The 21,858-nt window shown below is 71.4% G+C and carries 20 protein-coding genes; 12 read left to right on the top strand and 8 right to left on the bottom strand.

The annotated features are described in order from the left end of the window. Window positions 1-87 precede the first annotated feature (87 nt). The 3 genes from ACPT94_RS12070 to ACPT94_RS12060 all read left to right on the top strand — a co-directional run bounded on the left by ACPT94_RS12070 (window position 88) and on the right by ACPT94_RS12060 (window position 2,255). On the top strand, window positions 88-771 hold the full coding sequence (locus ACPT94_RS12070; RefSeq protein WP_360337113.1) for a helix-turn-helix transcriptional regulator: 684 nt from the start codon (window positions 88-90) through the stop codon (window positions 769-771). Next, window positions 768-1,745, top strand: coding sequence for a pyridoxal-phosphate dependent enzyme (locus ACPT94_RS12065; protein ID WP_360337111.1), 978 nt, complete (start codon window positions 768-770; stop codon window positions 1,743-1,745). The genes ACPT94_RS12070 and ACPT94_RS12065 overlap by 4 nt, the downstream gene beginning before the upstream one ends. A 144-nt stretch (window positions 1,746-1,889) precedes the next feature. Beyond that, window positions 1,890-2,255 (top strand): cupin domain-containing protein, encoded by a 366-nt coding sequence (locus ACPT94_RS12060; RefSeq protein ID WP_360337109.1) that lies wholly within the window; start codon window positions 1,890-1,892, stop codon window positions 2,253-2,255. 44 nt (window positions 2,256-2,299) lie between these two features. On the opposite strand, the gene ACPT94_RS12055 is transcribed toward ACPT94_RS12060, so the two are convergent. Continuing rightward, complete coding sequence (locus tag ACPT94_RS12055; protein WP_425245797.1) at window positions 2,300-3,658, bottom strand: vWA domain-containing protein; 1,359 nt, start codon at window positions 3,656-3,658, stop codon at window positions 2,300-2,302. Further along, complete coding sequence (locus tag ACPT94_RS12050) at window positions 3,655-4,512, bottom strand: AAA family ATPase (protein WP_360337105.1); 858 nt, start codon at window positions 4,510-4,512, stop codon at window positions 3,655-3,657. Before ACPT94_RS12050 ends, ACPT94_RS12055 begins: the two co-directional genes overlap by 4 nt. 134 nt (window positions 4,513-4,646) lie before the next feature. Between ACPT94_RS12050 and ACPT94_RS12045 the strand changes: the two genes are divergently transcribed. Next, complete coding sequence (locus ACPT94_RS12045) at window positions 4,647-5,222, top strand: hypothetical protein (protein ID WP_425245796.1); 576 nt, start codon at window positions 4,647-4,649, stop codon at window positions 5,220-5,222. 47 nt (window positions 5,223-5,269) lie between these two features. Further along, a complete protein-coding gene (locus tag ACPT94_RS12040; protein WP_360337101.1) occupies window positions 5,270-6,808 on the top strand; it encodes an FAD-dependent oxidoreductase in 1,539 nt (512 codons plus the stop codon). Window positions 6,809-6,818: 10 nt separating this feature from the next. Here the strand turns inward: ACPT94_RS12040 and ACPT94_RS12035 are convergent, their stop codons facing one another. The 6 genes from ACPT94_RS12035 to rhaI form a co-directional block, all read right to left on the bottom strand. Then, the gene (locus tag ACPT94_RS12035) at window positions 6,819-7,493 is read right to left on the bottom strand and encodes a LutC/YkgG family protein (RefSeq protein ID WP_360337099.1); all 675 of its coding nucleotides are present in this window, start codon (window positions 7,491-7,493) and stop codon (window positions 6,819-6,821) included. After that, a complete protein-coding gene (locus ACPT94_RS12030; protein WP_360337097.1) occupies window positions 7,490-8,977 on the bottom strand; it encodes a LutB/LldF family L-lactate oxidation iron-sulfur protein in 1,488 nt (495 codons plus the stop codon). Before ACPT94_RS12030 ends, ACPT94_RS12035 begins: the two co-directional genes overlap by 4 nt. Continuing rightward, a complete protein-coding gene (locus ACPT94_RS12025) occupies window positions 8,974-9,729 on the bottom strand; it encodes a (Fe-S)-binding protein (protein ID WP_360337096.1) in 756 nt (251 codons plus the stop codon). The genes ACPT94_RS12030 and ACPT94_RS12025 overlap by 4 nt, the downstream gene beginning before the upstream one ends. A gap of 108 nt (window positions 9,730-9,837) precedes the next feature. Continuing rightward, window positions 9,838-11,274 (bottom strand): rhamnulokinase, encoded by a 1,437-nt coding sequence (locus ACPT94_RS12020; RefSeq protein ID WP_360337094.1) that lies wholly within the window; start codon window positions 11,272-11,274, stop codon window positions 9,838-9,840. A gap of 5 nt (window positions 11,275-11,279) precedes the next feature. Further along, a complete protein-coding gene (locus tag ACPT94_RS12015; protein ID WP_360337092.1) occupies window positions 11,280-13,319 on the bottom strand; it encodes a bifunctional aldolase/short-chain dehydrogenase in 2,040 nt (679 codons plus the stop codon). A 139-nt stretch (window positions 13,320-13,458) separates the two neighbouring features. Beyond that, window positions 13,459-14,619 (bottom strand): L-rhamnose isomerase, encoded by a 1,161-nt coding sequence (gene rhaI, locus ACPT94_RS12010; RefSeq protein ID WP_360337090.1) that lies wholly within the window; start codon window positions 14,617-14,619, stop codon window positions 13,459-13,461. A gap of 316 nt (window positions 14,620-14,935) precedes the next feature. Here rhaI and ACPT94_RS12005 point away from each other — a divergent pair, with 316 nt between their 5' ends. The 7 genes from ACPT94_RS12005 to ACPT94_RS11975 all read left to right on the top strand — a co-directional run. Next, window positions 14,936-16,453: a sugar ABC transporter ATP-binding protein gene (locus tag ACPT94_RS12005; protein ID WP_360337088.1), complete on the top strand. Its 1,518-nt coding sequence runs from the start codon at window positions 14,936-14,938 to the stop codon at window positions 16,451-16,453. Further along, entirely contained in the window at window positions 16,450-17,490 is a 1,041-nt protein-coding gene (locus ACPT94_RS12000) for an ABC transporter permease (protein ID WP_360337086.1), read from the top strand. Before ACPT94_RS12005 ends, ACPT94_RS12000 begins: the two co-directional genes overlap by 4 nt. Next, window positions 17,483-18,475 (top strand): ABC transporter permease, encoded by a 993-nt coding sequence (locus tag ACPT94_RS11995; RefSeq protein WP_360337084.1) that lies wholly within the window; start codon window positions 17,483-17,485, stop codon window positions 18,473-18,475. Before ACPT94_RS12000 ends, ACPT94_RS11995 begins: the two co-directional genes overlap by 8 nt. A 96-nt stretch (window positions 18,476-18,571) precedes the next feature. Beyond that, window positions 18,572-19,654, top strand: a complete 1,083-nt coding sequence (rhaS, locus tag ACPT94_RS11990) for a rhamnose ABC transporter substrate-binding protein (RefSeq protein WP_360337082.1) — start codon at window positions 18,572-18,574, stop codon at window positions 19,652-19,654. Window positions 19,655-19,671: 17 nt separating this feature from the next. Then, on the top strand, window positions 19,672-19,992 hold the full coding sequence (locus ACPT94_RS11985; RefSeq protein ID WP_360337080.1) for an L-rhamnose mutarotase: 321 nt from the start codon (window positions 19,672-19,674) through the stop codon (window positions 19,990-19,992). A gap of 47 nt (window positions 19,993-20,039) precedes the next feature. Beyond that, window positions 20,040-21,470 carry a BNR repeat-containing protein gene (locus ACPT94_RS11980; protein ID WP_360337078.1) on the top strand — a complete coding sequence of 477 codons (1,431 nt, stop codon included), beginning with the start codon at window positions 20,040-20,042 and terminating at the stop codon, window positions 21,468-21,470. A gap of 79 nt (window positions 21,471-21,549) precedes the next feature. Next, window positions 21,550-21,858: LacI family DNA-binding transcriptional regulator (locus tag ACPT94_RS11975; protein WP_425245795.1), on the top strand; the 309-nt coding region annotated here is incomplete at its 3' end.

Genomic DNA, 21,858 nt, shown 5'->3' with positions numbered 1-21,858 from the left:
ATCCGTCGGAGACCGGCTCCGGCGCGGTCGAGTCGAGGGAGCCGAGCCGGCGGCGCTGAATCGGTCGGGAGCGGTACGGGAGGGTGGATGGCGGTCGAGGACCCCCGGGAGGCGGAGCGAGACGCGATCCTGCGGGCGCTCGCGCCCGTCGTCGACGGGATCGCGGCGACGTTCGGGCCGGTGTGCGAGGCGGTGCTGCACGACTACCGGCGGCCGGAGAGGTCCGTGGTCGCCGTCGCCGGGTCGGTGACCGGGCGGACGGTCGGCGGGGCGATGAGCGAGATCGGCATGCGCGTCCTCGCTCGCGGCGACGAGGCCGCCGACGAGCTGAACTACGTCACCCGCACCGGCGCCGGCCGGCTGGTGAAGTCGTCGACGATGGTGCTGCGCGACTCCACGGGCGCGGTGTTCGGCGCCCTGTGCGTCAACGTCGACGTCACCGAGGTCGACCGGGTCCACAGCCTGCTCGCCGCGCTCGCCGGGACCGGCGGACCGCCCGGGGAGGCGCCGGTGACCACCTTCGGCGACGACATCGACTCCGTCGTCGACGCCCTCCTCGACAGTCATCTGGACCAGACCTGGGCCGCACTCGACCGGACCCGACGCCTGGAGCTCTTCCGCGGCCTGGACGAACGCGGCGTGTTCGCGGTGCGCCGCGCGATCGAGCAGGTCGCCGCCCGCCTCGGCATCTCCCGGGCCTCCGCGTACAGCTACCTGTCCCAGGCGAGGGCGGCCCGCACCCACGACACCTCTGAGGGAGCGCACCCGTGACGACCACACCCCCGCCGATCACCCTCGACGACGTCCGCGACGCGGCCGCCCGCCTCAAGGGCGTCGCCCACCGCACGCCCGTCCTCCGCTCCCGCACCCTCGACGCGCTCGTCGGAGCCGAGGTCCTGCTGAAGTGCGAGAACTTCCAGCGGGTCGGCGCCTTCAAGTTCCGCGGCGCCTACAACGCGGCCTCCCGGCTGACCCCCGGGCAGCTCGAACGGGGCGTCGCCGCCTACTCCTCCGGCAACCACGCCCAGGCCGTCGCCCTCGCCGCCCGCGAACTCGGCACCACCGCCGTGATCGTCATGCCCGAGGACGCCCCGCGCTCCAAGCGGGAGGCGACCGAGGCGTACGGCGCCGAGATCGTGACGTACGACCGCTACGGCGGCGACCGGGTGGCCGTCGCCGAGACCCTGGCCGCCGAGCGGGGCCTGACCCTGATCCCGCCCTACGAGCACCCGCACGTCATGGCGGGACAGGGCACCGCCGCACTCGAACTCCTTGAGGAAGTGGGCGAGTTGGGTGCCCTGCTGGCGCCGGTCGGCGGGGGCGGGCTGATCGCCGGCAGCGCGACGGTCGCGAAGGGGCTGTACGAGGGTATCCGGATCGTCGGCGTGGAGCCGGAGGCCGGGGACGACACCAGGCGGTCGCTGGAGGCGGGCCGGCGGGTCAGCATCCCCGTGCCGCACACGATCGCCGACGGCCAGGCCCTGCACACGCCCGGTGAACTGACCTTCTCGGTGAACCGGCGGCTCGTCGACGCCATCGCCCTGGTCTCCGACGACGAGATCCGCGCGGCCATGCGGTTCGCCTTCGAACGCCTGAAGATCGTCGTCGAACCGAGCGGCGCGACCCCGCTGGCCGCGCTGCTCACCGGCCGGGCCGGCGCCCTGCCGCGCCGCGTCGGTGTGATCGTGTCCGGCGGCAACATCGACGCGGACCGGTTCGCGCGACTCTGCGCCGGTGGTGCCTGAGGCGGCCCGGTTCACCCGAATGGCGGCCCCTGAGGTGCGGGCGGACGATGGAGGTGTGGGGCTCGGCCCCACCGGTGACGTCCAGGGCCGCCGGGGAGACGGGCCCCGGCCGTGGTGGGGGCACGGCCGGAAGGGAGGAGCGTCATGCTGGAAGTGAAGACGCTCGACAAGCCGGACGAGCGACGCGATTTCCCGCGCGGTCACCTCGAGGCCGTCCACATGACGGGGCTCGACTTCGCCGTGGCGACGTTCGAGCCCGGTTGGCGCTGGACGGAGTCGGTGGCGCCGCTCGCGGGAACCGACACCTGCCAGATCCACCACACCGGCTACGTGGTCAGCGGGCGTCTGCACGTCGCCATGGACGAGGGCGGCGAGACCGAAGTGGGCCCCGGTGACGTCTTCGTGGTGTCGCCCGGACACGACGCCTGGGTCGTGGGCGACGAGCAGTGTGTGCTGTACGACTTCGCGGGATCGATGGCCAAGGACTACGCGAAGGCCGAGGAGGAGTAGACAGGTCGGGCCCGCAGGAGACAGGCCTGGCCTGACAGGACTGGTCAGACAGGGAGCAGACGGCCGATCAGGGCGCCGAGTTGGCGGGCGTTGCGGCATTCGTGCATCGCCACCAGCTCGGCGTACTCGAGTGCGGCCGAGTCACCCGTGCCCCACTGCGGGCGCGGCTCGGGGTTCAGCCAGTGGACGTGACGGGCCTGTTCGGCGATCTGCCGCACGGCCGGCAGGTTCGGGTCGCTCATGTTCGTCCGGGCGTCCCCCAGCACGAAGACCGTCGTGCGCGGGCCCACGGCCGCGCCGTACCGCTCCGCGAACTCGCCCAGGGCGATGCCGTAGTCACTGCTGCCGTGGTAGCCCGTCAGCCTCGCCTCCGCCTGGATGCGGGCGCCGAGCCCCTCGGGGTCGGCCGTGCCGTGCCGGAGCAGTCCGGTCACCTCGTCGACCCGGTTGACGAAGGCGAAGACGCGCACCTTGCTGAACTGGTCGTGCAGCGCCTGCACCAGCAGCATCGTGAAGTCGGAGAAGCCCGAGACCGAGCCCGACACATCGCACAGCAGCACCAGTTCGGGCCGGGCCGGGCGACGGCGGCGCAGCACCGGCCGCATCGGCACCCCGCCCGTCGACAGCGAGCCGCGCAGCGTGCGCCGCAGGTCGATCGTGCCCCGCGAGGCCCGGCGCCGTCGCGCGGCCAGCCGGGTGGCCAGCTTGCGTGCCAACGGCTGTACGGTCCGCCGCAGTTCGGCCAGCCGGTCCTTGCCCGCGTACAGGAAGTCGACCCGGTCGGCGGTCGGCGCCACCGCCCGCCGGGCGATCTCGTCCCGCCCGCGCCGCTCCGCCACCCGCCGCCGCGCCTCGGCGGCCACCAGCGCCCGGAAGGCCTCGACACGCCGCCGGATCTCGTCCTCCAGCAGCCGCCCGGCGAACCCGTCGCCCCCGCCCTGCCGCCGGATCTCGTCCCGCACACGCGCCAACAGCGTCTGCGGACGCAGCCGTTCGAGCGTCTGGTACGACGACCAGCCGTCCGAGCCCGGTGAACTCCCGTATCCGCCCAGCCCGTCGACCGCCTCGACGGCCAACCGGGCCAGCAGCGTCTCGTCGCCCGCGGCGAGGGCGTCGGCCAGCCGGTCCCGCAGGTCGTCCCGGTCGCCGGCCTCGCCCTCCGGCCCGCCGACGCCGCGGGGGAAGTACAGGTCGAAGACGGTGTCGAACAGGCGCCGTTGGCCCGTCGTGTGCAGCAGTGTCGCGGCGAGCCCCTCGCGCAGCAGCACCCGGTCCGCGAACCCCAGCGCCGCCGCCGCCTCGGCCGCGTCCACCGTCTCCCCGGTGCCGATGCGGACGCCGTGCGCGCGCAGCGCGGCGACGAAGCCGGTGAGCCGTGCGGTCGCGTCCGCCGGGGCCGTCATACGGCGTCCAGGTCGAGCTTCGCCGCCGCCTTCTGCACGTCGTCCTGATGCTTGAGGATCACGCCCAGCGTGTCGCGGACGAGCGTCTCGTCGAGCGTGCCGGCGCCCAGGGCGAGCAGCGTGCGCGCCCAGTCGACGGTCTCCGCGACGGAGGGCACCTTGCGCAGGTCCATCGCGCGCAGCGCGCCGACCACCCGGACCACCGACTCGGCCAGCGCCGCGTCGATGCCGGGCACCTTCAGCCGGACGATCCGGCGCTCCAGCTCCTCGTCGGGAAAGCCGATGTGGAGGAAGAGACAGCGGCGGCGCAGCGCCTCCGACAGCTCACGGCTCGCGTTCGAGGTCAGGACCACGAAGGGGCGGCGGGTCGCGGTGATGGTGCCCAGCTCCGGGACGGTCACCTGGAAGTCGCTGAGGACTTCGAGGAGCAGGCCCTCCACCTCGACGTCGGCCTTGTCGGTCTCGTCGATCAGCAGCACCGTCGGCTCGTCGCCGCGGATCGCGGTCAGCAGCGGGCGCGGGAGGAGGAACTCCTCGCTGAAGATGTCCGTCCGCGTCTCGTCCCACGTCTCGTCGCGGCCCGCGCTGATGCGGAGCAACTGCTTGGCGTGGTTCCACTCGTACAGCGCACGGGACTCGTCGACGCCCTCGTAGCACTGCAGGCGGACCAGCCGGGCCCCCGCCACCGCGGCGACGGCCTTGGCGAGTTCGGTCTTGCCGACCCCGGCCGGGCCCTCCACGAGGAGCGGCTTGCCGAGCCGGTCGGCGAGGAAGACGGTGGTGGCGACGGCGGGGGAGGCGAGATAGCCGGTCTCGGCGAGACGGGCGGAGACGTCGTCGACGGATGTGAACAACGGGGCCTCCGGAGGTCGGGCGGTGTCGGACCGCGCGCGGTGCATCGGGCTCGACCTCCTATCTAAGCGCTTGTTCAGCACACTTGTCACCGGATTCCGGAGGCGTTGTCAGTGCCGCCCGCTACGTTGCGCTCATGGGTGTCTATCTGGTGAGCGTCGCCGAGCGGGAATGGTTCGGTCGGGACGAGGGCGGCCACGCGGACGTGGCCGCGGGCCTCAACGAGGAGTTGGGACGGCGCGGTCTGCCGCCCTACGAGACCGTGCCCGGGCCGGGCGCCGGCGGCTGGTTCGAGGAGAAGGTCAGCCCCCCGATGCAGGGATTCGCGGCGTTCTGCGAGGCGCATCTGACCGAGGCCGAGCGGGACACCCTCTTCGGATGGACCGTCCTGGTACCGCTCTCCCTGGCGGAGCGCGTTCTGCTGCCCGTCGACTCGGCCTACTGGGACGAGACGGTGATCGCCGGCGCCCCCCAGGTCCTCGCCCTCGCCGAGCGCCTGGCCGCGATCCTCGGCTTGCCCCTCGACGCGATACCGGCGACGGGCGGCAACCTCGAACTGACCGCGTGGTTCCTGGACGGCGAGGCGGGCAAGGCCGCCGCCGCCGGGCCGGGACCCTGGAGCGAGGACCTCGACACCGCCTTCTACGTGGCGCTGTACCTGCGCGCGGCCCAGTACTCGCTGCGGTACGGCTGCCCCATCGTCTACTCCTGACCGACCCGGGGCCGTGTGACCGGGTCCCTCCCGGGAACTCGGCCCCCATGGACGAGCAGGCGGACATCCACGGGTCCTACTGGCTGGACACAGCCCCTCCCGGCGACCCCGCGCCCCCTCTGGAGGGTCCGCTCCACGTCGACGTCGCCGTCGTCGGCGCGGGCATCGCGGGGCTCAGCACGGCCTGGGAGCTGGCCCGCCGGGGCCGCAAGGTCGCCGTGCTGGAGGCGCACCGGATCGCGGCCGGCGTCACCGGCCACACCACGGCCAAGCTGAGCGCCCAGCACACCCTCGTCTACGACCACCTGCGCCGCACCCGTGGCCCGGAGGGCGCCCGGCTGTACGCCCGCTCGCAGATGGACGCCATCCGTCACGCGGCGCAGACCGCCGGGGAACTGGGCGTCGACTGCGAGTGGGAGGACACCGCCGCCTACACCTACGCCGAGGACCCTGCCCGCACCGACCAGCTGAAGGCCGAGGCGGAGGCCGCGCGGGCGGCGGGGCTGCCCGCCGAGTACGTGACCGAGACGGAGCTGCCGTTCCCCGTCGCGGGCGCGGTCCGGGTCGCCGACCAGGCCCAGTTCCACCCCCGCAAGTACCTCCTGGCCGTCGCCGACGGCATCCGGCGGCTCGGCGGCACCATCCACGAGCACAGCCGCGTCACCGGCCTCCACGAGGGCGATGCGTGCGAACTGACCGTCGAGTCCCCGGCCTCCGCGACGAAGGTCACCGCCCATCACGTGGTCGTCGCCACCCACTACCCCGTCTTCGACCGCGCCCTGCTCTTCACCCGCCTCTCCCCGCGCCGCGAACTGGTGGTGGCCGCGCCGATCGACGTCGCCAGGGCTCCGCGCGACATGTACATCACCCAGGAGCAGAACACCCGCTCGGTGCGCACGGCGCCCCTGGACGACGGCCGCCGCCTGCTCGTCGTGACCGGCGAGCACTTCACCCCGGGCACCGGCGGGGACGTCGAGGAACGTTTCGAGCGGCTCGCCGGCTGGGCGACCGACCGCTTCGGCGAGCTCACCCTCACCCACCGCTGGGCCACCCAGGACAACGACTCCACCGACTCCGTCCCGCTCGTCGGCCCGCTCCACCCCGGCAGCAGGAACACCTACGTGGCCACCGGCTTCGGCGGCTGGGGCATGGCCGGCGGCATCATGGCCGGCCGTCTGCTCAGCGAGCGCATCACCGGCCGCGACTGCCCCTGGAGCGACCTCTACGACCCCCGCCGCATCGCGTCCGTCGTCCGTGAGGGCGCGGCCTTCCTCAAGCACCAGGCCGACGTGGCCCGCCACTTCGTCGGCGACCGCCTGCCGACGACGAGCGGCCCCTCGGTGGACGAGATCGCCCCCGGCGACGGCGCGGTCGTCCGTGTCTCCGGGGAGCGGTGCGCCGTCCACCGTGACGAGGCAGGCCAACTCCACGCCCTCTCCGCGCGCTGTACGCACATGGGCTGTCTGGTCGCGTTCAACCGCGCCGAACGCGCCTGGGAATGCCCGTGCCACGGCTCCCGCTTCGACGTCGAGGGCCGGATCGTCCAAGGTCCGGCCCAACAACCCCTGGAGCGCCGCGACTTGTGAGCGCGGCCGGTCAGCCGACCAGGACCACCTCCAGCGTGCGCGGCCCGTGCACCCCCTCCACCCGGTCCAGTTCGATGTCGCTGGTCGCCGACGGCCCGGAGATCCAGGTCGACGGGCGCGCCGGGTCGAGGCGTTCGAGAGCCTGCGGGACCGAGGAGACGACCTGGTCGGGAACGCGTACTACGCAGACGTGGTGGTCGGGGACGAGGGTGATGCGGCGGCGGCCCTGGTCGGGAGAGCCGTCCAGGACGATCGTGCCGGTCTCGGCGATGGCCAGCGCGCACGCCGTGACCACGCTGTCGACGCGGTCCAGCTCGTGCGGCGTGCTGTCGGCCAGGTCCGGGACCTGCTCGACGTCGGCCGCCGTGAGCCACTGCGGCTTCAGGCCCGGCGGTACCAGCACCGTCCTCGAGCCCCGCGCCGCCAGCATCCCGGCGATCGTCGCGGCCAGATCGTCCGCCGTGCAGCGATGCACGATCGCCCGGTAGTCCGCCAGGTTCTCCGCCAGCAGATCCACCGTCTCCGCGACACTCCGGCTGCCGTGCTCCCGCGCATACGCACGCGACACCGCCTGCTCGTACCGGGAGTCCCGCCCAGGCTGTTCAGGCACTGGGGGAGTGTCGTCCCGCGGTACGTCCGCCAGCGCGCGCCGCACCCGGCCCAGGATCCGTTCCCTGCTGCTCACTTCGCACCCCTCTTGCCGGTGTTCCCGCCCTGCGTACGCTGCCACCAGTCCCGGAACGGCTCGGCGGGCACCGCCGGCAGATCCCGGGAACCACTCCACGCCTTCCCGGGACCGGGCAGCGTCCGCGGATGCAGCCGACGGGTACGCGACGCCAGCCGCTGTCCCGCGCGCAGGGCGCCGGGCCGGGCGAAGGCCCAGCGGGCGGCCCGCATCGCCGCCCGCTCGGCCGCGTGCCCCTTGGCCGGCTTCAGCACCACCCTGTTGCCCTCCCGCGTCACCGCACCGCCCTCGACGACCCGCTCGCGCAGATGCACCAGCACCTCGGGGATGTCGATGGCGACCGGACACACCTCGTAGCAGGCACCGCACAGCGACGAGGCGTACGGCAGGGAGGCGTCGATCTCGCTTGCCGTGCCCCGGAGTTGGGGGCTCAGGATGGCGCCGATCGGGCCCGGGTAGACCGAGCCGTAGGCGTGCCCGCCGGCGCGTTCGTACACCGGGCAGACGTTGAGGCAGGCCGAGCAGCGGATGCAGCGCAGGGCCTGGCGGCCGACCTCGTCGGCGAGGGTGTCGGTGCGGCCGTTGTCCAGGAGGACCAGGTGGAAGGTCTTCGGGCCGTCCCCGTCGCTCGTGCCGGTCCACATGGACGTGTACGGGTTCATGCGCTCGGCCGTGGAGGACCGGGGGAGGGTCTGCAGGAACACCTCCAGGTCCCGCCAGGTCGGCACGATCTTCTCGATGCCGACCACGGAGATCAGCGTCTCGGGCAGGGTGAGGCACATACGCCCGTTGCCCTCCGACTCGACGACCACGAGGGTGCCGGTCTCGGCGACCATGAAGTTGGCGCCCGAGATCCCGACCTTCGCCGCCAGGAACTTCTCCCGCAGGTGCAGGCGGGCCGCCTCGGCGAGTTCGGCGGGCGTGTCGGTGAGGCCCTCGGGGGCGGGGCGGCCCCACTCGCTCATCTCGCGCGCGAAGATGTCCCGGATCTCACCGCGGTTGCGGTGGATCGCCGGAACCAGGATGTGCGAGGGACGGTCGCGGCCCAACTGCACGATCAGCTCGGCCAGGTCGGTCTCGTAGGCCCGGATGCCCTCGGCTTCGAGGGCCTCGTTGAGTCCGATCTCCTGCGTGGCCATCGACTTGACCTTGACGACCTCCGACTCGCCGGTGTCCTTGACCAGCCGGGCGACGATCCGGTTGGCCTCGTCGGCGTCGGCGGCCCAGTGGACGATGCCCCCCGCCGCCGTGACGGACTCCTCCAACTGCACCAGATAGCGGTCCAGGTGGCGCAGCGTGTGGTCCTTGATCTGCTTGCCCGCCTCCCGCAGCGCGGGCCAGTCGGACATCTCGGTCACGGCCTTCGCCCGCTTGGCGCGGATGGTGTGCGTGGCGTGGCGCAGATTGCCGCGCAGGGTCCGGTCGCCGACCGCTTCGCGCGCGGCCTCGGGGAAGGCCGGCATTCCTACGAACGTGCCGCTCATACCGCCGGCTCCTCCTCCGTGCTCGCCAGGATCTCCGCGATGTGCACCGGCCGCATGCCCGACCGGAGCCGGGTCATCGTGCCGCCGATGTGCATGAGACAGGAGTTGTCGGCCGCGCACAGCACCTCCGCGCCGGTCGACTCGGCGTTGCGCACCTTGTCGGCGCCCATCGCCGCCGAGACGTCGGAGTTCTTCAGCGCGAAGGTGCCGCCGAAACCGCAGCACTCCTCCGCGCCCGGCAGCTCCACCAGCTCCAGCCCCTTGACCGCCTGGAGGAGCCGCCGGGGCCGCTCGCCGAGCCCGAGCCCGCGCAGCCCGTGACAGGTCGGGTGGTAGGTCACCGTGTGCGGGTAGTACGCCCCGACGTCCGTCACCCCCAGCACGTCCACCAGGAACTCGGTCAGCTCGTACGTCTTCGGCACCACCGGCGCCAACGTCGCCGCCAGCGTGTCGCCGCGCCCCTCGGCCCGAGCCCGCTCGCCCATCCGCGGATACAGCTCCCGCACCATCGCCCCGCACGACCCCGAGGGCGTCACGATCGCCTCGTACTCCCCGAAGACATCGGAGAAATGCCGGGCCAGTGGCTCGGCCTCATGGCGGTAGCCGGTGTTGTAGTGGGCCTGTCCGCAGCAGGTCTGGGCCATCGGGAAGTCCACCTCGACACCCAGCCTGGTCAGCAGTTTCACCACGGCACGGCCGGTGTCCGGATACAGCGTGTCGTTGACACAGGTCAGGAACAGTGCGACACGCATCGCGGCTCCTCGGGGTTGATCATCGGATGAGTGCTGGGGGCCCCACCCACACGCGTTCAGCGTAGTGGGGGAGGTAGTCCGGCATTCGGGACCGGGGGAGTCCCCGGCTCACCGCGAGGCGAGCCGGGCCTCCGCCTCGAGCCAGCGGTCGGTGCCGCCCTGCGGCTCGTACCGGGTCAGGGGCTGGGTACGGGCGAGCAGCCGGCGCATGGCGTGGCGGTCGCCGACCAGGCCGTGCGCCCGTGCCTGGACGAGGACGTTGCCGAGGGCGGCCGCCTCCGTCGGACCGGCCACCACCGGCAGACCGCAGGCGTCGGCGGTGAGCTGGCAGAGCAGCGCGTTGCGGGTGCCGCCCCCGACGATGTGCACGACGTCGACGGGGTGGTCGGCCAGCCGCTGGGCGTCCGCGACGGCTCGCCGGTGGGCGAGGGCCAGCGAATCGAGGATGCAGCGCGTGATCTCGCCCCGCGTCCGGGGCACCGGCTGCCCCGCCGCCCGGCACGCCTCGGCGATCCGCTCCGGCATCCGGCCCGGCGCCAGGAACGCGGCGTCCCCCGCGTCCACCACCGACCGCAGCGCCGGCACCACGGCCGCCTCCCGCAGCAGCGCCCCCAGATCCGGGTCGCCCCAGGCCCGTACGCACTCCTGGAGCAGCCACAGGCCCATGATGTTGCGCAGATAGCGGACCGTGCCGTCCAGCCCCAGTTCGTTGGTGAAGTTGGCGGCGCGGCTCGCCTCCGTCAGCACGGGCGCGTCCAGCTCCAGACCGGCCAGCGACCAGGTGCCGGTGCAGATGTAGGCGAACCGCTCACCCGTCGCCGGCACGGCGGCCACCGCGGACGCGGTGTCGTGCGAGCCGACGGCCGTCACCGGCACCGGCCCGGCCAGCCCTGTGTCCTCCAGCACCTCCGCCCGCAGCACCCCCGCCGGATCCCCCGGCTGCCGCAGCGGCGCGAACAGGCTCAGGTCGATGCCCAGCCGGGCGGCGACGTCGTACGACCAGTCACGCGTCCGGGGATCGATGAGCTGGGTCGTCGAGGCGTTGGTCAGCTCGGTGCCCTGCTCGCCGGTCAGCCAGTAGGTGAGCAGGTCGGGGACGAGCAACAGGCGCCGAGCATGCGCGAATTGGGCCGAGGACGCGGCCGCCGTCAACTGGTAGAGGGTGTTGAAGGGGGCGTACTGCAGCCCGGTCGCCGCGTACAGCTCGGCGGCCGGCACGGTCGCCCACACCTTCTCCGCGACGCCCTCCGTGCGGGTGTCGCGGTAGTGCACCGGGTTGCCGAGCAGGGCCCCGTCGGCGTCCAGCAGACCGTAGTCCACGGCCCAGCTGTCGATGCCGACGGAATCGACCTGGCCGGCGGCCCTCAGCCCGTCCAGCACCCCCGCGTACAGCCCGAGCACGTCCCAGCGCAGCCCCTCCGGAACCCGCACGGGCCGGTTGGGGAAGCGGTGCGCCTCGGTCAGCTCCAGCGAGTCCGGGGTCATCCGGCCGACCATCACCCGCCCGCTGGAGGCGCCGAGGTCGACCGCTGCGTACGACTTCACGGCCGTCACCGCAGGAAGGCGGCCGCGACGCCGGCGTCGACCGGGACGTGCAGCCCGGTGGTGTGGGTGAGGTCCCCACCGGTCAGCGCGAACACGGCATTGGCGACGTGCTCCGGCAGCACCTCCCGCTTCAGGATGGTCCGCTGCGCGTAGAACTCGCCCAGCTTCTCCTCCTCCACCCCGTACACGGCCGCCCGCTGCGCACCCCAGCCACCGGCGAAGATGCCCGACCCGCGCACCACGCCGTCCGGGTTGACGCCGTTGACCCGAATGCCGTGCTCACCCAGCTCGGCGGCCAGCAGCCGCACCTGGTGGGCCTGGTCGGCCTTGGTCGCGGAGTAGGCGATGTTGTTCGGTCCGGCGAACACGGCGTTCTTCGAGGCGATGTAGACGATGTCCCCGCCCAGCTCCTGCGCGATCATCACCCGGGCCGCCTCCCGCGACACGAGGAACGACCCGCGGGCCATGATGTCGTGCTGGAGGTCCCAGTCCTTCGCCGAGGTCTCCAGCAGCGGCTTGGAGATGGAGATCCCCGCGTTGTTGACCACCAGGTCCACCCCGCCGAAGGCGAGCACGGCCCGCTTGAAGGCGTCGGCGATCTGCTCCTCGGACGTCACGTCGACGGTCACGGCCACGGCCTTGTCGGCCCCGCCGAGCTCCTCCGCGACAGCCCGCGCGTTCTCCGCGTCGAGATCGGCGACGACGACACACGCCCCCTCCGCCGCCAGCCGATGCGCGATCGCCTTCCCGATCCCACTGCCGGCGCCCGTCACCAGCGCCACCCGCGTGGCCAGCGCCTTGGGCTTCGGCATCCGCTGAAGCTTGGCCTCCTCCAGCGCCCAGTACTCGATCCGGAACTTCTCCGACTCCTCGATCGGCGCGTACGACGACACCGCCTCGGCGCCCCGCATCACGTTGATCGCGTTGACGTAGAACTCGCCGGCCACCCGCGCCGTCTGCTTGTCCTTGCCGAAGGAGAACATGCCCACGCCCGGCACGAGCACGATCGCCGGGTCCGCGCCGCGCATCGCGGGGGAGTCGGGCAGGGCGTGCCGCCGGTAGTAGGCGGCGTACTCCTCGCGGTACTCGACGTGCAGCTCCTTCAGCCGGGCGACGGCCTCCTCCAGCGGCGCGGCCGGCGGCAGGTCGAGGACGAGCGGCCGCACCTTGGTCCGCAGGAAGTGATCGGGGCACGACGTGCCGAGCGCGGCCAGCCGGGGATGCTCGGCCCGCGCCACGAAGTCGAGGACGACCTCGGAGTCGGTGAAGTGCCCGACCTGCGGCTTGTCCTGGGAGGCGAGGGCGCGCACGTACGGCGCGAGGGCCGCCGCCCGCTCCCGGCGCTCGGCCTCGGGCAGTGGCTCGTACCCCTCGATGACGGGCCCGAAGGGCTCGGCCTTGCCGCGCTCCTCCAGGAACGCCTCGGCGGTCCGGATGATGTGCAGCGAGTTCCGCTCGCACTCCTCGGCGGTGGCGCCCCAGGCCGTGATGCCGTGCCCGCCCAGGACCACTCCGATCGCCTGCGGGTTGGCCTCCTTGATCGCGGCGATGTCCAGCCCCAGCTGGAACCCGGGCCGCCGCCAGGGCACCCAGGCGACCGTGTCCCCGAAGCACTCGGCGGTCAGCTTCTCCCCGTCGGCCGCGCAGGCGAGCGCGATCCCCGAGTCCGGGTGCAGATGATCGACATGGGCGGCGTCGACGAGCCCGTGCATGGCGGTGTCGATGGACGGAGCCGCCCCGCCCTTGCCGTGCAGGCAGTAGTCGAACGCGGCGACCATCTCGTCCTCGCGCTCGACTCCGGGATAGACGTCGACGAGCCCCCGCAGCCGGTCCAGCCGCAGCACGGCCAGCCCCGCCTCGGTGAGCGTCCCGAGGTCCCCACCGGACCCCTTCACCCACATCAGCTCCACATCACCACCGGTGACGGGATCGGTCTCGGTGCCCTTGGCGGACGCGTTGCCGCCGGCGTAGTTGGTGTTACGGGGGTCAGCGCCGAGACGGTGCGACCGGGCGAGAAGCGCAGCGGCTTCGGGGTGCGGTGCCATGAACCTTCAGTCCTTACGTGAAAGAGGGTGAGTGCATTTCCCCGGGGGCGCGGGGCTGTATCGATGTGCGGCTGCGCCGCGTGGGCGCGGTCGGCCACCACCGGCCCGCAGCCCGCGCATCACAGATCCCGGCAGAGGCTTACGCCCCCCACCCCGCCTGCTCCCCACCGACTCGCTCGGCGACGATCTTCTCGGCCCATCCCGACCGCCGGTACGCGGCGATGGGCTCGGGGTCCAACCCCATCTCCTCCCGCACCTCACGAAGAAGCGGCCGCACATCCGTGTTGTACGCGTCCATCAGCACGGCGTTCGCCTCCAGCACGTCACCGGAGGCCTGCGCGGCGGCCAACGCCGACGGATCGACGAGCAGCGCCTTCGCCGTCGCTTCCTGCACGTTCATCACGGAGCGGATGATCGCCGGGATCTTCGCCTCGATGTTGTGGCACTGATCGAGCATGAACGCCACCTCGGAGGTGAACCCACCCCCGCGCACGACCTCGTACATGATCCGGAACAGCTGGAACGGATCCGCCGCTCCCACCATCAGGTCGTCGTCGGCGTAGAAGCGCGAGTTGAAGTCGAACCCGCCGAGCTTCCCCTCCCGCAGCAGGGTGGCGACGATGAACTCGATGTTGGTACCGGGCGCGTGGTGCCCGGTGTCCACCACGACCTGCGCCTTCGGCCCGAGCTTCAGGCAGTGCGCGTAGGCCGTGCCCCAGTCCGGCACGTCCGTCGTGTAGAAGGCCGGCTCGAAGAACTTGTACTCCAGCAGCATCCGCTGCCCGTCACCGAGCCGCTCGTACACCTCCGCCAGACCCTCGGCCAGCCGGTCCTGCCGCCCACGGATGTCGTCCTGACCGGGATAGTTCGTCCCGTCGGCGAACCACAGCTTCAGATCCGTCGAGCCCGTCGCGTCCATGATGTCGACGCACTCGAGCAGATGGTCGACGGCCTTGCGCCGCACCGCCGCGTCCGGATGACAGATGCTGCCCAGCTTGTAGTCGTCGTCCTGGAAGGTGTTGGAGTTGATCGCCCCCAGCTTCACCCCCCGGTCCTCGGCATGTTTCGCAAGTGCGGAGTAGTCCTCCACCTTGTCCCAGGGGATGTGCAGGGCCACCGTCGGCGCCACGCCCGTGAACTCGTGCACCTTCGCCGCGTCGTCCAGCTTCTCCTGCGGGGTGCGCGGAACACCCTGCTGGGCGAACACCTTGAAGCGGGTCCCCGAGTTCCCGTACGCCCATGACGGCGTCTCGACGGCCTGTGTCTTCAGCGCGGCTTTCACCGCGGCGAGGTCGGTCACTTCGGGCTCCTGTGACATCGGTCCGGACCGCTCCGGACGAGCTTCGGACGAGCTGAGGACGAGCTTTGGACAAGCTCGCTATGAAACGATTCAGAACGGGAAGCTATGAGGCCGCCGGGGGTGTGTCAAGCCCTCTGTCCAGGACTGTTCTCCGTGACCGGCGCGTGACCTTCGGCTATCGAAAACTTTTCGAGCCGTAGCCATTGACGTCACATGGCCGCCATGCCTAACGTCCCGGCCATCCAGTTGAAACCTTTCACGACGTCGTGACACCCCCGGACGGGGACAGTGCGCCGACGTCGTCGAGGAGCCACCCATGACCCACCCGTCCGACGCGGGACCGCCCCCGGTGCTGGCGCTCAGGGACGTCGCCAAGTCCTTCGGCGCCGTACGCGCCCTGCGGGGCGTCTCCCTGGAGCTGTTCCCCGGAGAGGTGCACGCCCTCGCCGGTGAGAACGGCGCGGGCAAGTCGACCCTGATCAAGACGCTCGCCGGGGTACACCGACCGGACGCCGGCCAGGTACTGCTCGACGGTGAGCCCGTCGTCTTCCACGGCCCCGGCGACGCACGTGACGCCGGCATCGCCGTCATCTACCAGGAGCCCACGCTCTTCCCGGACCTGTCGATCGCCGAGAACATCTTCATGGGCCGCCAGCCCCGGCGGGCCCTCGGCCGCATCGACCACAAGGCCACCCACAACGCGACCGCCGCCCTGATGCAGCGCCTCGGTGTCGACCTCGACCCCGACCGCCCGGCGAGCGGTCTGTCGATCGCCGACCAGCAGATCGTGGAGATCGCCAAGGCGCTCTCCTTCGACGCGCGGGTCCTGATCATGGACGAGCCCACCGCGGCCCTCACCGGCAGCGAGGTCGCCCGCCTCTTCACCGTCGTCCGCACCCTGCGCGAACAGGGCGCGGCCGTCCTCTTCATCTCGCACCGTCTGGAGGAGATCTTCGAGATCTGCCAGCGGGTGACGACCCTGCGCGACGGCGCCTGGATCGCCAGCGAACCGCTCGACGGCATGACCGAGGACGACCTGGTCCGCCGTATGGTCGGCCGCGACCTCGACGAGCTGTACCCGAAGCAGGACGTCGAGCCGGGCGAGGTCGCCCTCAGCGTCCGCCGGCTGACCCGCGAGGGCGTCTTCACCGACGTCTCCTTCGAGGTCCGCCGGGGCGAGATCGTCGGCCTCGCCGGACTCGTCGGCGCCGGCCGCACCGAGGTCGCCCGCGCGGTCTTCGGCATCGACCGCTGGGACGCCGGCGAGGTCGAGGTCGACGGACGCAAGCTGGTCAACGGCGCGCCCTCCACCGCGATGGCCGCGGGCCTCGCCCTGGTCCCCGAGGACCGGCGCGCCCAGGGCCTGGTGATGGACATGTCCATCGAGCGCAACATCGGCCTCACCGGGCTGCGTACGACCGTGAAGGCCGGCCTGATGGACCGCGGCGCCGAACGCAGCCGCTCCCTCGACTGGGCGGTCAAGCTCCAGGTGAAGTACGCCCGGATCGCCGACACCGTCAACACGCTCTCCGGCGGCAACCAGCAGAAGGTCGTCCTCGCCAAGTGGCTGGCCACCGGCCCGAAGGTGCTCATCGTCGACGAACCGACCCGGGGCATCGACGTCGGCACCAAGGCCGAGGTGCACCGGCTGCTCAGCGAACTGGCCGCCGACGGGGTCGCCGTCCTGATGATCTCCTCCGACCTGCCCGAGGTCCTCGGCATGGCCGACCGCGTGCTGGTGATGCACGAGGGCCGGCTCACCGCCGAGATCCCCCGCTCCGACGCCACCGAGGAAACCGTGATGGCCGCAGCCACGGGGAGGGCCGCCGCATGACGGTGATCACCCCGAACGAAGCCCCCGCCGCAGAGGTGCCCAAGTCCAGCGGCACCCGGCTGGTCGACCGCGTCTTCAAGATGCGCGAACTCGCCATCCTGGTCGTCTTCCTGGTGATGATCGCCGTCACCCAGGCCGGCAACAGCGAGTTCCTGTCCGAGCAGGGCATCAAGGACCTGCTGCTCAACGCGACGATCCTGGTCCTGGTCGCCACCGGCCAGTCCCTGGTGGTGATCACCAGGAACGTCGACCTGTCCGTCGGCTCCACACTCGGCATCACCGCCTTCGCCGCCGGCACCTACCTCCAGGGCGGCGGCAACCCGGCCGTCGCGATCGCCCTGGCGGTCCTGCTCGGCATCGGCTTCGGACTGCTCAACGGCCTGCTCGTCAGCCTCGGTCAGGTGCCGGCCCTGGTCGTCACCCTCGGCACGCTCTACATCATCCGCGGCATCGACTCCATCTGGGTCGGCTCCCGCCAGATCACCGCGGCCGACCTGCCCGGCGGCTTCGTCGACTTCGGCTCCGGCGGCATCTCCGCCGTGCCCTACCTGGCGCTGATCGCCCTCGCCGTCCTGGTCGCCACCGCCTACTACCTCAAGCACTTCGGCAGCGGCCGCGAGCTGTACGCCCTCGGCTCCAACCCGGAGGCAGCCCGCCTCGCCGGCATCCCCGTCCGCAAGCGGATCCTCGCCGCGTACACCTTCTGCGGCGCCCTCGCAGGCCTCGCCGGAGCGATGTACCTGGCCCGCTTCGGCAACGTCGACTCCGGCACCGGCAACGGCTACGAACTCACCGTCGTCAGCGCGGTCGTCGTCGGCGGCGTGGTCTTCACCGGCGGCTCCGGCAGCGTCTACGGCGCGGCCCTCGGCGCGCTGCTGCTGACCTCCATCAACAGTGTGCTGCCCGCCCTCGGTGTCAGCTCCGTCTGGGTGCTCGCCATCAACGGCATCCTGCTCATCCTCGCCATCGCCGTGGACCGGGTGGTCGCGCTGCGGGTGGCGTCGGCCCTGAAGAAGAGGAACGCCCGTCATGCCTGAGCCCGGATCTCTGGTGAGCCGCGCGATCCGCTGGGACACGGTCGTCGGCGCCCTCCTGATCGTCCTGCTGCTGTTCTCCTTCTCCTTCGTCGACGGCTTCGGCAACGCGCTGAACCTGTCCTTCCTGATCGGCAACACCCTGCCGATCGCGCTGATCGCCCTGCCCATGACCCTGCTGGTGGTCTCCGGCGAGATCGACCTGTCGGTCGCCTCCACGGCCGGTCTGTCCGGCGCGGTGATGGGCGCCCTGTGGAACCAGGGCATGACCATCGAGACGATCATCCCGATCTGCCTGCTGCTGGGCGTGGTGTGCGGGCTGATCAACGGCCTGCTGGTGACCCGGCTGGGGCTTCCCTCCCTCGCCGTCACCATCGGCACCCTCGCCGCCTACCGGGGCGTCGCGCAGATCGTGCTCGGCTCCGACGCGGTGACCGACTTCCCCAGCCAGTACCTGGACTTCGCGGCCGGCCGCATCGGGGACACGTTCGTCCCCCAGGCCTTCCTGCCCTTCCTGGTCCTGCTGGCGATCGCCGTGGTCGCCCTGCACGCCACCCCGTTCGGACGGTCGCTGTTCGCGACCGGCGCCAGCGAGGAGGCCGCCCGCTTCGCCGGCATCCGGGTCAAGCGGCAGAAGCTCATCCTGTTCACGGTGACCGGCCTGATGGCCTCCCTCACCGGCATCTTCTGGGCCCTGCACTACGCCAGCGCCCGCTACGACAACGCCACCGGCCTCGAACTCTCCGTCATCGCCGCTGTACTGCTCGGCGGCATCGACTTCGACGGCGGCAAGGGGACCCTGGGCGGGGCCATCGCCGGTGTCTTCCTGCTCGGCGCGCTGCAGAACGTGATGAGCCTCCAGGACGTCTCCGCCCAGTCGCAGATCGTCGTCACCGGCGTCCTGCTCGTCGTCTCCGTGCTCGGCCCCAGGGTCGCACGTCAAGTCTCCGTCGTGAGGGCCGGGCGCAGAGCGCAAGCGCTGCGCTAGCAAGGCCGTTTGAACTCTGCGGGCCGTCTGTGGCTGGTCGCGCAGTTCCCCGCGCCCCTAAGGGCATCCACTTCACCTCTGTCAAAAGGACCCGCCATGCGCAAGTCATCCCTCCGTCGTGCCTGCGCGGCCCTCGCCGCCGTCTCCTCCCTCGCCCTCGCCGCCACCGCCTGCGGCGGCACCACCAAGGAGGACGTGAAGAACGAGAGCACGGGCGCCGCCGCCTCCGCCGGCAAGGCCGACCCGAACGCGGCCACCAAGAAGGGCCTCACCGTCGGCTTCCTGCCCAAGCAGGTCAACAACCCCTACTTCACCACCTCCGACAAGGGCGGCGAGGCCGCGCTGAAGGAGCTGGGCTCCAGCTACAAGGAGGTCGGCCCGTCCAGCGCGACCGACACCTCGGGGCAGGTGTCGTACGTCAACACCCTCACCCAGCAGAAGGTCGACGCGATCGCCGTGTCCGCGCAGGACCCGGGCGCGCTGTGCACCGCGCTGAAGACGGCCATGAGCAACGACATCAAGGTCGTCACCTACGACTCCGACACCAACCCCGAGTGCCGCAACGCCTTCGTCTCGCAGGCCTCCGCCGAGGACCTGGGCCGCACCGAGGTGCAGCTGCTCGCCGAACAGATCGGCTACAAGGGCGAGATCGCGATCCTGTCCGCCGCGCAGACCGCGACCAACCAGAACACCTGGATCGAGTTCATGAAGGACGAACTCAAGGACCCCAAGTACAAGGACATCAAGCTGGTCAAGGTCGCGTACGGCAACGACGACGCCCAGCAGTCCTTCCAGCAGACCCAGGGCCTGCTCCAGGAGTACCCGAACCTGAAGGGGATCATCTCCCCGACCACCGTCGGCATCAAGGCCGCCGCCCAGTACCTGTCGGGCTCCAAGTACAAGGGCAAGGTCAAGCTGACCGGCCTCGGCACCCCCAACGACATGCGCAAGTACGTCAAGAACGGCACCGTCGACGCGTTCGAGCTGTGGGACCCGGCGAAGCTCGGCGCCCTCGCCGCGCAGACCGCCGTCGCCCTGGTCTCCGGCCAGATCACCGGCAAGGAGGGCGAGACCTTCAAGGCCGGCGGCACCACCTACACCATCGGCAAGGACGGCGTGGTCAGCCTCGGCAAGCCGACCGTGTTCGACGCCAAGAACATCGACCAGTTCAACTTCTAGTCCGGGAGCGGTACTTCATGCAGCGCGTCTGTTTCCTCCTCAAGGTCCGAGAGGACCGGCTCGCCGAGTACCGCGAACGCCACGCCGCCGTGTGGCCGGAGATGCTCGAAGCTCTCTCGGCCACCGGCTGGCACAACTACTCGCTCTTCCTCAGAGACGACGGCCTGCTCGTCGGCTACCTGGAGACCGAGGACTTCGAGGCCGCCCTCGCCGGCATGGAGGCCACCGAGGTCAACGCCCGCTGGCAGGCCGAGATGGCCCCCTTCTTCGAGTCCCTCGACGGGTCCCGCCCCGACGAGGCGATGAAACCCCTCACCGAGGTCTTCCACCTCGCCTGAGACCCGCTCGCCCCCTCCCCACCTCGCTCGACAACGGAGTCCCCGAGATGAAGAGACGCACGCTGCTGGGCGCCGCCCTCGCCGGAGCCGTGATGACCCCCGCCCTCGCGTCGGGCACCGCCCGCGCCGCCGACCCCGGCCCCTCGCTCACCCTGACCGGCACCACCACGCTCGACACCCAGGCCCTCTACTTCGTGTCGTACGACGGCCTGGTCAACAACAACGCGTTCCAGAAGAACGGGCTGCTGACCTACAAGGGCTACCAGTACGCCGTCTGGTACACCGCCGACCGCAACGCCGTCGTCGGCCGCCGCGTGCTCGGCTCCAGCACCTGGTCCACCGTCAAGGTCGGCCACACGCTGCGCTACGACGACTCCCACAACGTCATCTCCATGGGCGTCTCCAAGACCGACGGCCGGCTGCACCTCAACATGGACTCCCACAGCGACGGCTTCACCTATGTGAAGTCGGTGGCCGGGCTGATGGACAACCCCGCCGGGCTGAGCTGGGACACGAGCCGCTTCGGAGCACCGCAGTCCACCCTCGACGGACTCGCGCTCACCTCGCAGTTCACCTACCCGCAGTTCGTCTCCACCCCCGACGGCAAGCTGCAGCTGAGCTACCGCGTCGGCATCTCCGGCAACGGCCGCAACGCCCTCGCCGAATACAACGGCACCTCCTGGACCAACCTTGGCGAGTGGACCAGCTCCACCGGCACCTACACCAGCGAGCACGGCTCCTCGACGGCCCGCAACATGTACCTGCACGGCATCGACTACGACAGGAACGGCCGACTGCACTCCTTCTTCACCTGGCGCGAGCAGAACGGCGCCGTGATGTGCTCGAGCGGCGGCATCACCAACCACGACACCGGCTACGTCTACTCCGACGACCGCGGCCGCACCTGGCGCAACAACGCGGGCACCGTCGTCGGCACGACCGGCGGCTCCGACAAGGTCGCCGTCACCGACGCCGGCCTGGTCGTGGACCCCCTCAACCCGGACCACTCGCTGATGAACCAGGAGAGCCAGTTCACCGACTCGGCCGGCCTGCCGCACGCCGTCATCAGTTACGTCCCCGGCCGCTTCGGCCAGTGCACCACCAACTACGTCGCCGACCGCACCGCCAACGGCCGCGCCTTCCACGTCCGCAAGAACTCCTCGGGCGCCTGGCAGAAGACCGAGATACCGGTGCCGCTGAACTCCAGCCAGCGCACCAAGCTGATCCTCGACAAGTACGACAACGCGTACGCCATCTTCCCGTTCTGCCGTATCGCCGCAGCCTCCAAGGCCTCCGGGTACACGGACTGGACGATCCTGTACGACGGCGTCGGCGCCGGGCTGAACGCCTTCGGCGAGGTCGTGATCGACGAGACGCGCATCGCCCAGGACAACTTCCTGTCGATCATGTACCAGGAGAAGTCCAGCGGCACGACGCCCTCGGCGCTGCGCAACCTCAACTTCCGCCTGCCCGCCTGACCACCGCTGTTCCGGGGCGGCTCGACGGTAGTGTGAAGGCCTTCCCGCCGCCCCTCGTATTCCTGGAGGTCCCTGCCCGATGGCCCAGTCGGTGGGTATCAAGGACGTCGCCCGCGTCGCCGGAGTGTCGGTGGGCACCGTGTCGAACGTCATCAACCGCCCGGACACGGTGGCCTCCGAGACCCGTGCCCGTGTGCTGTCCGCGATAGACCGGCTCGGCTACGTCCGCAGCGAGTCCGCGCGCCAGCTGCGCGCGGGCCGCAGCCGGATCATGGGCCTGCTCGTCCTCGACATGGGCAACCCCTTCTTCGTGGACGTCGCGCGCGGCGCCGAGCGGGCCGCGCGCGCGGCCCGCCGCGGCGGGCTGGTCGGCAACAGCCCCCCCAGC

Source organism: Streptomyces aurantiaciflavus (genome assembly GCF_049808595.1).
In the GTDB taxonomy this organism is placed as follows: Bacteria; Actinomycetota; Actinomycetes; order Streptomycetales; family Streptomycetaceae; genus Streptomyces.
The sequence above is the reverse complement of the archived record's forward strand: the minus strand, read 5'-3'. Positions and strand labels throughout refer to the sequence as shown.